General features: G+C 67.9%; 7 protein-coding genes and 2 pseudogenes. 5 read left to right on the top strand and 4 right to left on the bottom strand.

Going from position 1 to position 13,586, the window contains the following annotated elements; all coding sequences use genetic code 11:
- Nucleotides 1-220 precede the first annotated feature (220 nt).
- The 3 genes and pseudogenes from QE385_RS15095 to QE385_RS15105 form a co-directional block, all read left to right on the top strand.
- A pseudogene (locus QE385_RS15095) lies at nt 221-1,978 on the top strand (family 20 glycosylhydrolase); the annotation flags it as partial.
- A gap of 169 nt (nt 1,979-2,147) precedes the next feature.
- Nucleotides 2,148-2,228 (top strand): annotated as a pseudogene (locus tag QE385_RS15100) (hypothetical protein); the annotation flags it as partial.
- Nucleotides 2,229-2,234: 6 nt separating this feature from the next.
- Nucleotides 2,235-2,639 (top strand): chitobiase/beta-hexosaminidase C-terminal domain-containing protein, encoded by a 405-nt coding sequence (locus tag QE385_RS15105; protein ID WP_307104752.1) that lies wholly within the window; start codon nt 2,235-2,237, stop codon nt 2,637-2,639.
- Nucleotides 2,640-2,658: 19 nt separating this feature from the next.
- Here the strand turns inward: QE385_RS15105 and QE385_RS15110 are convergent, their stop codons facing one another.
- Together QE385_RS15110 and QE385_RS15115 are read right to left on the bottom strand one after the other, a co-directional pair.
- Nucleotides 2,659-4,608: a beta-N-acetylglucosaminidase domain-containing protein gene (locus QE385_RS15110; protein ID WP_307103197.1), complete on the bottom strand. Its 1,950-nt coding sequence runs from the start codon at nt 4,606-4,608 to the stop codon at nt 2,659-2,661.
- Between the two features lie 247 nt (nt 4,609-4,855).
- A complete protein-coding gene (locus QE385_RS15115) occupies nt 4,856-6,643 on the bottom strand; it encodes an ABC transporter transmembrane domain-containing protein (RefSeq protein WP_307103199.1) in 1,788 nt (595 codons plus the stop codon).
- Nucleotides 6,644-6,871: 228 nt separating this feature from the next.
- Between QE385_RS15115 and QE385_RS15120 the strand changes: the two genes are divergently transcribed.
- The gene (locus QE385_RS15120) at nt 6,872-8,089 is read left to right on the top strand and encodes a polyhydroxyalkanoate depolymerase (RefSeq protein ID WP_307103201.1); all 1,218 of its coding nucleotides are present in this window, start codon (nt 6,872-6,874) and stop codon (nt 8,087-8,089) included.
- A gap of 198 nt (nt 8,090-8,287) precedes the next feature.
- On the opposite strand, the gene QE385_RS15125 is transcribed toward QE385_RS15120, so the two are convergent.
- Complete coding sequence (locus QE385_RS15125) at nt 8,288-8,767, bottom strand: pyridoxamine 5'-phosphate oxidase family protein (protein WP_307103203.1); 480 nt, start codon at nt 8,765-8,767, stop codon at nt 8,288-8,290.
- Nucleotides 8,768-9,349: 582 nt separating this feature from the next.
- Here QE385_RS15125 and QE385_RS15130 point away from each other — a divergent pair.
- On the top strand, nt 9,350-12,280 hold the full coding sequence (locus QE385_RS15130; protein WP_373424726.1) for an L-glutamate gamma-semialdehyde dehydrogenase: 2,931 nt from the start codon (nt 9,350-9,352) through the stop codon (nt 12,278-12,280).
- Nucleotides 12,281-12,404: 124 nt separating this feature from the next.
- Here the strand turns inward: QE385_RS15130 and QE385_RS15135 are convergent, their stop codons facing one another.
- Complete coding sequence (locus QE385_RS15135; RefSeq protein WP_307103207.1) at nt 12,405-13,571, bottom strand: mechanosensitive ion channel family protein; 1,167 nt, start codon at nt 13,569-13,571, stop codon at nt 12,405-12,407.
- Nucleotides 13,572-13,586 lie beyond the last annotated feature (15 nt).

Here is a 13,586-nt window from a genome sequence, read left to right on the forward strand (position 1 = left end):
ATGGAGATAGGCGGTGGGGCGGGCGACGTCACCCCCGGCATTCCATTCCTCCCCTTGCAGGGAAGGAATGTGTTTGGCTTGCGCGTCCAGCCTTGTCATGATCCAATGTAATACCAGTACGGCGTAGCGGGACGGGCAGATGATGATGACTTTATGGGCTTCGGCCGCGATGCTGGCGGTGGCTCCGGCGCAGGCCGATCTGGACCGGCTGGCCGCGACGATGGGCTATCGCTACACCATCCTGACCAACCGTCCGGCATCCTGTCCCACCGGCATTCCGCGCTGTTTCGAGGCGGATATCGCCATCGCCGTGCCCAGGGACGCGCCCAGCCTGCCGGTCGAGATCCGCTACAGCCTGGTCAACCCGGTGCTGAAGGTCGAAAGCGACCTGTTCGACAATCGGACGATCAATGGCGACCTGAACGTCCTGACGCTGAAACCCGGCCGGAGCCTGACGCCGGGACAGGTCTATCATGTGAAGCTGACCGGGCTTGGCGCATTCTTCTCGCGCAATCACATGATGCCCAACGCCACGCTGGCCGCCGCCGGTCTCGCGCCGCGCGTGATCGCGGCGACCCGGACGGGGACCGATGCGGAGACGGGGCTGGAGACCTTGCCCTTCGTCGCGCCGATGACCGACGAGGCCGCGCTCGCCCGCAGCGCGCCCGACGACCAGACGCTGTGGCGGACGCCCGAGCGTGCCTTTGCGCTCTATGCCGAGCGGGGGGCGGCGAGCCCGGTCGATGTGGCGATCCTGCCCAGGCCGATGACGGTCACGCGGCCCGCCGGTGCGCCGGTCGATCTGTCCGGGGGGCTTCGCGTGACCACGGACGGCATCGCTCGCGCCGCCATTGCGCCCGCGCTGGCCGGATTGCCGGTGGGCCGTGTGCCGCTGACCATCCGCAAGACGACGGGGCTGGCGGCGGAGGGCTATCGCCTGACCATCGGCCAGGGCGGCGTGACCATCGCGGCGGCGGATGCGGCGGGGGCGTCCTATGCCCTGCGGTCGCTGGCGCAGCAGATGGCGGCGGAGGGCCCGCGCCTGCGTCCGCTGATCGTCGAGGACGCGCCGCGCTACGGCTTTCGCGGGCTGCACATCGACCTGGCGCGCAATTTCCACAGCAAGGCCGAGATCCTCAAGCTGATCGAGCAGATGGCGGCGTACAAGCTCAACACGCTGCACCTGCATCTGGGCGATGACGAGGGCTGGCGCCTCCAGATCGCGGCGCTGCCCGAACTGACCGAAATCGGCGCCTATCGCTGCGAGGACCTCAGCGAGAAGACCTGTCTCTCGCCCCAGCTCGGTGCGGACCCGGCGCGCGATGCGCCGAGCAACGGCTATCTGACCGCCGCCGATTATACCGACATCCTGCGCGCCGCCGCCGCGCGGCAGATCGCGGTCATCCCCTCCTTCGACATGCCGGGCCATTCGCGCGCGGCGATCCGGTCGATGGAGGTGCGCTATCAGCGGCTGCTGGCGAAGGGCGACCGCGCCGGGGCCGAGCGCTACCGGCTGGTCGAGCCGGGCGACACCACCCGCTATTCCAGCGTCCAGCATTATGACGACAACACGCTGAACGTCTGTATCGACAGCACCTATCGCTTCATTGACACGGTGATCGACGCCATCGCGGGCCTGCACAAGGCGGCGGGGGTGCCACTGACCACCTATCATATCGGCGCGGACGAGACGGCGGGTGCCTGGACCCAGTCGCCCGCCTGCAAGGTGATGATGGCCAGGACAGGTCTGCAACCCAAGCAGCTGGGCGCCTATTTCATCGAGCGGATCTCGGCCGATCTCGCCAGGCGCGGCATCGCGGTCGCGGGGTGGAGCGACGGCCTGGGCCATACCGACCCCGCAAGGATGCCCGCGAAGGTCCAGACCAATATCTGGAGCAACCTGCACGCAGGCGGCGTCGCCGAGGCGCATGGACAGGCCAATCACGGGTGGAAGACCGTGCTGTCGATCCCCGATCTCGGCTATTTCGACATGCCCTATGCCGCCGATCCGGACGAGACGGGCTATGACTGGGCGTCGCGCGGGGTGGACAGTTTCCAGGTGTTCGGCTTCATGCCGGGCAATCTGGCCGCCAATGCCGCGCTGATCCCCAATATCCTCGCCCAGCCCAAGTCCATCGCCGACACGCGTGCCGCTCCAGCCCGGTCGCGAGATCGCCGGTATCCAGGCGCAATTGTGGAGCGAGACGGTCCGCCGCGACAGCCAGGTCGACTATATGCTGTTCCCGCGCCTGCTGGCGCTGGCCGAGCGGGCGTGGCGCAAGCCGGACTGGGAGCCCGCCTATGTCGCGGGGGCGGGCTATGAACCCGGCGATGCGCGGGTGGACCGGGCGAAGCTGCTGGCGGGCTGGCGCGACTTTGCCGGGCGGATGGGCGTGCAGATGCGGATGCTCGACCGGGCGGGCGTGACCTATCGCCTCGCCCCGCCGGGTGCGCGGATCGCGGGCGGTCGGCTGGAGGCGAACACCGAGTTTCCCGGCACCCCAATCGAGTATCGCATGGGCGGCGCCACCGCGTGGCGGCGCTATGACGGGCCGGTGGCGGTGACGGGGGCGGTCGAGCTTCGCACCCGCACCCCCGATGGCCGCCGCGCCAGCCGGACGGTTACGGTTTCGCCGTAACCGCGATCAGGCCCTTCGGTTACGGTCTCGCCGTAACCGCGATCAGACTCGGCGCGTCCGCGACGAACGTATCGAGTACGCCGTCCGCGATCTTGACCGGCCCGCCGAAGCGGGTGGCGCCGGGGATGGTCTGCACCGCGGCGGCCTGGGCGGCGATCCGCTTGGCATCGGCGAAATAGCGCGTCGCGGCCGGATTGCCCCGGTCGGCGGCGTCGAGCCCGGCGGCGGTCTGTTGCAGCGCGCGGCCCCAGAGCTGCATCGCATCGAGCCAGGGGGCGGCCTGTTCGGCAAAGCCCGGATCGGCCACGCCCGCGCGGATCGTGTCGGGCGCATCGGCCAGCGCATCGGCCTTGTGGCCGAGCGCCGCGATCGCCGCGCGCCGCTCGGCCTCGTCGCCATTGGCCAGCGCCTCGCGGACATGGTCGAGCAGCGCCTTCAGCTTCGGCGCCTGTTCCTGCCAGGGCTGGCTGCCGAAGGTGGGGGCCAGATGCTGGGTATCGAACAGTTCCAGCAGCGCGGCCGTCGCGCGCGCGTCATTCCCCGCCAGATCGCGCGCGGCATAATGCCAGGTGCGATCCGCGTCATAGCCCTTGTCGTTCCAGCCAAAGGCCAGCACGCCCGTCACCGCGACCCGGCTGGGCGCTTCCTGGTTCATCGGGTTGGACAGGATGCCGGTCAGCTCGGACGACAGCCCCGCCTCGCGCTTGGCATAGGGGGCGAGCAGCAGCCGTCCGGCCGAGCTGGCATAGTCGTTGACCGGATAATTGTCCCATAGCAGCGTCTTGCGACCGAACGCCTTGGTCGCCGCCTTGGCATCGGGGATGGAGATGGCGGGGGGCACGACATCGGTGCCGGTCCATTGCACGACGATGCGCGGGTTCAGATGGGCACGCAGCGCGGCCTTGTAGGGGCTTTCCTTGGCGTCGTAATATTCGGTCGGCACCATGATCAGCGGACGCGATGCGGGGTCCTGGCGCAGCAGGTCGGCCTGTACCGCGTTGAGCAGCCTGGACTGGGCGACCCCCGCCGCCTCCGCGCCCGAGGGGCCGAACGCCGCCTTGTCGGCGTCGCAATTCCACTTCTGATATTCGATGTCGTCCAGCGCGACATAGAAGCTGTGCACGCCGATCCCGCGCAGCGCCGCGAATTTGCGCAGCAGCGCCTGTTCGTCCGCCGGGTTGGAGAAGCAGATGCTCGGCCCCGGCGAGATGGCATAGACGAAATCGACATGGTTCGCCCGCGCCCGCGCGACCAGCGTGCCGAGCTCGCTCAGCGTGGCCGCCGGATAGGCCTCGCGCCACTTGTCGCGCGCGAAGGGGTCGTCCTTGGGGCTGTAGACATAGGTGTTGGCCTTCATCTCCCCCAGGAAGTCCAGATGCCTGGTGCGGTCGGTCATCGACCAGGGCTTGCCGTAAAAGCCCTCGATCGTGCCGCGGATCGGCATGGCGGGATGATCGCGGATGGTCAGCGCGGGGATGGTCGGCCGGGCGAGCAGCTGGCGCAGCGTCTGCACCGCATGGAACAGGCCGTCGGCATCATGCCCCGCCAGCGTGATCAGCCCCGCGCCCGTGCTGCGGGTCGCCAGCGTATAGCCTTCGGTCCGGTCGTCGGCGGCCGCGCCGCTGCGCACGAGTGCCTCGCGGACGATCGCGGCGCTGTCGGGACCGATCACGATCGTCGGGCGGTCGGGAGTGGTGGGCAGGCGGCTGGCGGTCGCGACCTCGCTGATCCCCGCCTTGGCGAGAAGCGTGCGGACCAGCGCGGCGGTCGCGGGCTCGGTGCCGGGCGCGACGATCAGCGTGACCGGGCGGCCCAGCGCGATTGCCCCGTCGCCTAGCGTCATCGCGGTCGGCGCGGGGAAGATGGCGGGAAGGGTGGCGGTGGCGGCCTGCGCCGAGGCGGCCGAGAGGCTCGCGAATGCGACCGCCGCGATGACGCCGCCGTTCCACCTGTTTGCCCGCCGCGTCATCCTCGTTCTCCGGTATTGAAATGGTATTGTCGGAGACTAGGGGAGAGGGGCGTGGGCCGCAAGCGGGTTTAGGTCATGGGGTAATGGTTTGAGTTTTCGGGATTTTGTCGGGGCGGCGGGGCGTGGCCTTCGACTGCGCTCAGGCTGAACGGAGTATGAGGATTCAGCCCACTCCCCACCGCCGTTCCGCCTGAGCGTAGTCGAAGGCCACGCCCCTCCAGAAGAAACTGGTACTAAACCGGCCCTATCAGTCGTGGAATTGCAGGCTGGCCAGCCGCGCATAAAGCCCGCCATGCGCGATCAGTTCGGCATGATGGCCCTGCTCGACGATCCGGCCGCCGTCCATCACCACGATCCGCTCGGCCGCCCGGACCGTCGCCAGCCGGTGCGCGATGACCAGCGTGGTCCGGTCCGCCATCAACCGTTCCAGCGCCTGTTGCACCAGCTGCTCGCTCTCGGCGTCAAGCGCGCTGGTCGCTTCGTCCAGCAACAGGATCGGCGCATCGCGGAGCAGCGCGCGGGCGATGGTGATCCGCTGGCGCTGCCCCCCGGACAGGCGCGCACCGCCTTCGCCCAGGAAGGTGTCGAGCCCCTGCGGCAGCGCGCGCAGGAAGTCGGCGGCGTTGGCGGCCTCTGCGGCGGCCCAAAGCGCGTCGTCGCCGGCATCCCACCGGCCATAGCGCAGATTGTCGCGCGCCGAGGCGCCGAAGATCACCGTCTCCTGCGGCACCATCGCGATCCGCGCGCGGATCGCGGCCGGGTCGGCATCGCGCAGCGACACGCCATCGAGCGAGATATGGCCGCCCTGCGGGTCGTAGAAACGCTCGGCCAGCTGGAACAGCGTCGACTTGCCCGCGCCCGAGGGGCCGACCACCGCCACCGTCTCGCCGGGCCGGATATCGAGCGAGAAGTCGTTCAGTGCGGCGACCTCGGGCCGGGTCGGATAATGGAACACGACATGCTCGAACCGCAACGCGCCCATCGGCACGACCGGCAGGACGGCGGGGGCGGGGGGCGGGGCGATTTCCGGCTGTTCGGCGAGCAGCTCGGCCAGGCGCTGCGCCGCGCCCGACGCGCGCAAAATGTCGCCCCACACCTCGGTCAGCGCCTGGAACGAACCCGCGACCAGCATGCCCGTCACGACGAAGGCGGTCAGCGACCCGCCCGACAGCCGCCCGCTGGCGACGTCGGCGACCGCTTCCCAGAGCAGCAGGGTCAGCCCGCCGAAGAACAGCCCGATCACCATCGCGGTCATCACCGCGCGCAGCAGGAAGCGCTTGCGCGAGGTGGCGAAGCCGTTGCTGACGGCATGTTCGAACCGCTCGGCCTCGCGCCGCTCCTGGCCGAACGCCTGCACGACCTTCATCGCGCCCAGCGTCTCGACCGCGATCGCGCCGATATCGGCCAGCCGGTCCTGGCTGTCGCGCGAATAGCTGCGCACCTTCTTGCCCAGCAGGACGATGGGCAGCACGACGAGCGGGATACAGACCAGCAGCGACAGGGTCAGCTTGGGCGACAGCGCGAACAGATAGATGGTGCCGCCGATCCCGATCACGACATTGCGCAGCGCGATCGAGATGGTCGATCCGACCACCTGTTCGATGATCGCGGTGTCGGCGGTCAGGCGACTGGCGATTTCGGAGGGGCGATTCTCCTCGAAATAGCGGGGCGCCAGTCGGAGCAGATTGGCCTGCACCGCGACGCGGATGTCCGCGACCGTCCGCTCGCCCAGCCAGGACACGAAATAGAAGCGGAACGCCGTCGCCAGCGCCAGCACCACGACGACCGCCAGCAGCCCCTGGAAATAGGGGGTGATATCCTCCCCCTTGGTCAGATTGCCGAAGCCGTGGTCGATCACCTTCTGGAAGGTGCGCGGGATGAACAAAGTCGCGCTGGCCGCGACCAGCAGCGACAGCGCGGCGGCGGCAAGATGCGCGGGGTAGCGCAGCGTGAACCGCCAGACCATCTTCAGATTGCTGATGCGGCGGCTGGCCGGAACGGGGGCGGAATCGCGGGGGGCGGCGGGTTTGGCCATGATCGCTGCGGCCTAGCAGCGCGGAGGCGGCGGCTCAACGCCGGGTGTCGACCCCCTGGCATCGTTTGGCCGCTTTGGAGCGTTCAGGGGCATGTAATCGTGAACATGATCCTGTCATCGACCCGGCACCATGACCGATCGGCCATATTATGGTCATCTCGCGCAAACGGTTTCGTGCTAGACCGATGGCAATCAGGGCTCCCGCTGGGGAGCGCAGGGGAATCGACGATGTTGTACGACGCCTATGAAATGCAGCGTTCGATGCTGGCGGGTGCGAGTGCGCTGGCCAATTTCGGCGCGGGCCTGCTCCAGAACCCGGCCAATCCCTTCGCCTATCTGGGCGGCGGCGCGATCATGGGGTCGGCGCTGGAAGTGTTCGCCCATGCCGCCGCGCCGCGCGGCAAGCCCGCCTTCGGCCTGACCAAGACCGAGATCGACGGGCGCGAGGTCGCGGTCCATGAGGAGATCGTGCTGCGCAAGCCCTTCGGCCAGCTGAAGCGCTTCCGCCGCGAGGGCGTGGAGGGCAGCCCCAAGCTGCTGATCGTCGCGCCGATGTCGGGCCATTATGCGACGCTGCTGCGCGGCACCGTCCAGCGGATGCTGCCGACCTGCGAGGTCTATATCACCGACTGGCGCGACGCGAAGCTGGTGCCGCTGTCGGACGGGCGGTTCGATTTCGACGATTATGTCGACTATCTGATCGACTTCCTCACCGAGATCGGGCCGGGCGCCCATATGCTGGCGGTGTGCCAGCCTTCGGTGCCGTCCTATGTGGCGGCCTCGGTGATGAGCGCGGACAAGCATCCCTGCACCCCGCGCACGCTGACCCTGATGGGCGGCCCGGTCGACACGCGCGAGGCGCCGACCGCCGTCAACCTGCTGGCGACCGAACGGCCGCATGCCTGGTTCGAGCAGAATGCGATCGCGACCGTGCCGATGACCTATCCGGGCGCGGGGCGGCGGGTCTATCCGGGGTTCCTGCAGCTGGCCGGGTTCATGTCGATGAACCTGGGCAACCACATGATCTCGCACTGGGAGATGTTCAAGCATTTGGTCCAGGGCGACGACGAGAGCGCCGAGGCGACCAAGCGCTTCTACGACGAATATCGCGCGGTGTGCGACATGACGTCGGAATTCTATCTCCAGACGGTCGAACTGGTGTTCCAGAGGCACGCGCTGCCCAAGGGCGAGATGCTGCACCATGGCAAGCGCGTCGATCCGGGCGCGATCACCGATATCGGCATCCTGGCGATCGAGGGCGAGCGCGACGATATCTCCGGCCTGGGCCAGACCCGCGCCGCACTGACGCTGGCGACGAACCTGCCGGACGAGAAGAAGCGCTATTACATGGCCGAGCAGGTCGGCCATTACGGCATCTTCAACGGCTCCAAATGGCGCAACCGCATCGCGCCGGTGGTGGAGGAATGGATCAAGGCGAACGGGTGAGGGGCATCCACCACCTCCGTTCAGCCTGAGCGAAGTCGAAGGCCAAGGGCTTACCTTGGCCACACGCTTCTGGCTGAGGGCATCGCGTGGCCTTCGACTTCGCTCAGGCTGAACGGGGCGGGGGCCGGACGAGGCCAGGGAATAGAAAACGCCCGGAAGCCATGGCCTCCGGGCGTCTCGCAATCCAGCGATCGCGAATTAGGCGACCGAGCCGACCACCGCATGGCTGGACGACTCGTCCGAACGGATCGTGCCGCCGAACAGCATCTTCACCCGGCCCGACAGCGAGATATCGGTTTCCCACAGTTCGGCCGAGCTGATGTCGAAGCGCAGCAGGGTCAGATTGGGGTCCGACTTGCCCTGCGGGAACCAGGCCTCGACCTGATTATTCCACAGCTTGTCGATCTGCGCCCGGTCATCGTCCTTCGACACATGGCCCGCGAGGCAGGCGAAGAAGTCATGCCCCTTGCCCACGAACTGCGCCATCGCCTCGCCACCACCCGCGATGCGGTTGTCGCGGCCCGCGAAGAAGAACAGCGTGTTGGGCTGATCGTCGTCGATCTGTGCAGTCATCGGTTCGGAATGCTGACCGTCGGTCAGGCCGATCATGACGAACGGGCTGTCCTTCAGCTTGTCGAGGAACTTGGCGGCGATTTCCTGGGGGCTGTCATCGGCCATCATGGCTCTCCTGTTCTTGGGGTTTGACGGGAGAACGATGCGGGGGCGGGGATGGTTGCGCGTCTTGTAGAGAGCCTCTCTACAAGACTTCCCCCTGACGCCGTTCAACAGGATGTGCCACAAAGCCTCTGACGGCACTTCCGCCGTCACTCACAGAAAGGACCACGGATGTCCGTTGCCGATCTGTGCCTGATCCTGGGCGTCATCATCGCCTTCGCGACCTTGGTCGTGAAGATCGTGGATGTTCGCAACAGGTAAGGTGCCCGGCGGGGCTCGGGTAGCCGCCCGAGCCCCAAAGGATTTGAGCCCCGGCCGTAGCCGCGACCGGGGCTCTACAGAAAGGCGGATGTCCTCGCCTGCGAATCATATAGCCCGGAATCCGTTCAAAATTCAATTTTGGACACGGGCCGATCTCGGGCGAGATGGTCGTATCAAACGATACCCATTCCCCGCATTTCCCGCTAAGCGCTGGTCCATCACAGCATAGCCATGCGACCCGCCAGTGCCCTACCGCGCGCCGGGCCGCTCGACCGGACCTGAAGACCTATGACCTCTGCCGTTACCGCCGATGCGCGCAAGACCATGAAATCGCTGTACCGCGCCCCCGAACCCGATGTCCTGAAGCCGCTGCTCGACCGCGCCGCCGCGACGCCGGAGATGCGCGAGCGGATCATGGGCCATGCCTCAGGGCTCCTCGCGGACCTGCGCGCCGCGCAGAATCGCGGCTGGGTGAACCAGTTCCTCCAGGAATATCGCCTCAACTCGTCCGAGGGCGTGGCGCTGCTGAGTCTCGCCGAGGCGTTCCTGCGCGTCCCCGATCCCGAGACCGCCGACCTGCTGATCGCCGACAAGCTGGGCGAGGCGGACTGGCGCGCGCATACCGGGCGGTCGGCGTCGAAGCTGGTCAACTCGGCCACCTGGGGCCTGGTCGTCGGCCGCGCGCTGGTGGGCGAGGGTGAGGCGGGGCCGCTCAAGCGGCTGCTGTCGCGCGCGGGCGAGCCGTTCGTGCGGCAGGCGGTCGGCGCCGCGATGCGGATGATGGGCGAGATCTTCGTGATGGGCCGCACCATCGAAGAGGCGATGCGCCGCATGAAGAAGCCCGAGAATAAGGGCTTTACGGCCAGCTTCGACATGCTGGGCGAGGCGGCGCGGACGCATGAGGATGCCGAGCGTTATTTCCAGGCCTATGTGAAGGCGATCGACGCGGTCGGCTCCGACCCGGCGGCGGGGCATTCGGTGTCGGTCAAGCTGTCGGCGCTCCACCCGCGTTACGAGCTGCCGCGCGCCTATGAATGCGTGCCCGCGCTGACCGACATGCTGGCGCAGCTGGCGCGGCAGGCGGCGGACAAGGGCATCGCGCTGACCGTCGATGCCGAGGAGTCCGAGCGGCTGGAGATGAGCCTCGACATCATCGGCGGCGTGGCGGCGCTCCCGGCGCTGAAGGGTTGGGACGGCTTCGGCATGGCGGTGCAGGCTTATGGCAAGCGCGCGCGCGCGGTCATTGCCTGGGCCAATGGCCTCGACCGGATCATGAATGTGCGGCTGGTCAAGGGCGCCTACTGGGACAGCGAGATCAAGCGCACCCAGGTCGAGGGGCTCGCCGACTATCCGCTCTTCACCCGCAAGGCGGCGACCGACGTGTCCTATCTGGCGGTCGCCAAGGACATGCTGGCGGCGGAAAATATCCGCCCCGCCTTTGCCAGCCACAATGCGCTGACCGTCGCGACCATTTTGGAATGGGCGGGCAACAGCCACGACTTCGAGTTCCAGCGGCTGCACGGCATGGGCGACGGCCTGTATGAGCGGCTGGTGCGCGAACATGGTCATAAGTGCCGCATCTATGCACCGGTCGGCGGGCATCGCGACCTGCTGGCCTATCTGGTCCGCCGCCTGCTGGAAAATGGCGCGAACTCCAGCTTCGTCCACCAGCTCGCCGATGCGCGGCTGACCGAGGCGGAGATCCTGGCCGATCCGGTCGCCAAGATCGCGGCCGTGGGTGGCGCGCGGCACCCGAGCATCCCGCTGCCCGTCGATCTGTTCGCGCCGGGGCATCGCAACTCGACCGGCATCGACCTGAGCGACATCGCGACGCTCGACGCCACGGTGAAGGCCGTCAACGCGCCTGCCGTGACGCCGGTCGTCGCCACCGCCGACGTCGCCGCGCTGGTCGCGCGCGCCCATGCGGCCTTCCCGGTCTGGAACGCAACGCCGCTCGACACCCGCGCTTCGGTGCTGGAAAAGCTGGCCGACCTGCTGGAGCAGGATCGCGAGCGGTTGATGGCGATCCTGGTGCAGGAGGCGTTCAAGACCATCCCCGACGCGATCGGCGAGGTCCGCGAGGCCGCTGATTTCTGCCGTTACTATGCGCAGCAGGCGCGGGCACGGCTCAGCTCGGTCGAGCTGCCTGGGCCGACGGGCGAGCGCAACACGCTGCACCTCGAAGGGCGCGGCGTCTGGGCGACGGTCGCGCCGTGGAACTTCCCGCTGGCGATCTTCCTGGGCCAGACGGTCGCGGCGCTCGTCACCGGCAACACCGTCGTCGCGAAGCCCGCGCCGCAGACGCCCGCCATCGCGCAAGCCGCGGTCGAACTGGCGTACCGGGCGGGCGTGCCCCGCGACGCGCTGCTGTTGGCGGTCGGCGGGCCGGAGGTCGGCCAGGCGCTAACCGAGGATCACCGGATCGCGGGCGTGGCGTTCACCGGATCGACCGCCACCGCCAAGCGGATCGCGCGGACCCTGGTGGCCGATGACGACCGCCCGATCGTGCCGCTGATCGCCGAGACCGGCGGCATCAACGCGATGATCGTCGATTCGACCGCGCTGCCCGAACAGGTGGTCGCGGACGTCATCACCTCGTCCTTCCGCTCGGCGGGGCAGCGTTGCTCGGCGCTGCGGCTGCTGCTGGTGCAGGCGGATGTCGCGGACAATGTCATCGAGATGCTCAAGGGCGCGATGGAGACGCTGGTGCTCGGCCCCACGGGCCAGCCGGCGACCGATGTCGGGCCGGTGATCGACCGCGCCGCCTATGACAAGCTGATGGCCTATCGCGCGGCCATGACGGCGCGCACGATCAAGACGCTGGACGCGCCCGCCGACGGGCTGTTCGTGCCGCCGACGCTGATCCGGCTCGACCGGGTGGAAGACCTGACCCAGGAATGGTTCGGCCCGATCCTGCACGTCGCGACCTGGGAAGCGGGCACGCTGTCCGAGACGATCGCGAAGGTGAATGCCAAGGGCTATGGCCTGACCATGGGCCTGCACAGCCGCATCGCCCGCGCCAGCGAGGTTGCCGAGAGCGAGGCGGCGGTCGGCAACCTCTATATCAACCGCTCGATGATCGGCGCGGTGGTGGGCAGCCAGCCCTTTGGTGGCGAGGGGCTGTCGGGCACCGGGCCCAAGGCGGGCGGGCCGCATTACCTGTACCGCTTCTGCGCGGAGCGGGCGGTGTCGGTCGACACGACCTCGGCGGGCGGGAATGCCACGCTGTTGTCGCTGGATGAAGGCGGGATCTGATCCGACCTGTTCCTCCCCTGCAAGGGGAGGGGGACCATGCGAAGCATGGTGGAGGGGTGTCGCCGCTGGCCGTGACACCCCTCCGTCAGTCCTTCGGACTGCCACCTCCCCTTGCAGGGGAGGATTAATTTGCCCGATGCACCTCGACCGGCTGGACTTGCGGATAGGGCATGACCAGCGTCCCGTCCGGCGCGGCGGTGTAGGTGGTCTGGGTGGGATAGGGGATGGAAATCCCCTCCGCCGCGAACCGCTTCATCAGCGTGACGAGCATCCGATTACGCAGGTCGTGCGCGGTGGCCCAGTCGTCGCCGGGCACGTCGAACTGCAATGCGAAGTCCAGGCTCGACGCGCCGAAGCTCTCGAACCCGGCGCGGGCGACCTTGCCGCCTTCACCCTCAACGATCTCGGTCAGCAGGGCGGGGATGCGCGCCAGCGTCTCGGGCGGGGTTTCATAGGCAACGCCGATCATGAACGACAGCCGGACATGGTCGCGCACCGTGGTATTCTGGATTTCCTTGTCGAGCAACTGGCGGTTCGAGATGATGCGCAACTCGCCGGTAAAGGCGCGGATGCGGGTGGATTTCAGGCCGATCGCCTCGATCACGCCGTTCGTATTGTCGTAACTGATCTTGTCGCCGCGCCGGAACGGGCGGTCGAAGATGATGGCGAGCGCGGCGAACAGGTCGCCGAAAATCCCTTGCGCCGCCAGACCGATGGCGATGCCGCCGACGCCCAGACCCGCGACCAGGCCGGTGACGTTCACCCCCAGATTGTCGAGCACCACGACCAGCGCGACGGCGAACAGCACCGCCGTGACCAGCAGCCGGATCAGCCCCATCGCCGAGAGCAGCGCCTCGCCCGAATAATGTTCGGACTGGGTGCGGTGCTCGATCGTGCCGAGGATCAGTTCGCGTGCCCAGATCGCGGCCTGGAACGCGCTGGCGATGGTGAAGAAGAAGCTGATCGTCTTGGCGACTTCACCCGGCGCGCCCGCATAGCCCGCGACCAGTTGCGCGGCGAGCGTGACGATGAAGAACATGTTCGTCCGCGCGATGGCGTGGCCCAGGATTATGCCCCAGCCCCCTGCGAAACCGGGGCGGCTGCACAGCTTGTCGCCCAGCCTGCGGACCCAGAGCAGCGCCAGTACGATAACGGCACCTATGCCGATCGCGATCAGCACCTTGAGCCAGTAATCCTGCACCCATTGATAGGTCGCGTTGACGATGCCCCTGACCTGGTCGGGGATGCGGGAGCCGTCGAAGATCGGCGCCTTGGGCGAGGATTTCGCCATGGGGACTCCTTGAAT

This window comes from Sphingomonas sp. SORGH_AS_0950 (assembly GCF_030818415.1).
In the GTDB taxonomy this organism is placed as follows: domain Bacteria; phylum Pseudomonadota; class Alphaproteobacteria; order Sphingomonadales; family Sphingomonadaceae; genus Sphingomonas.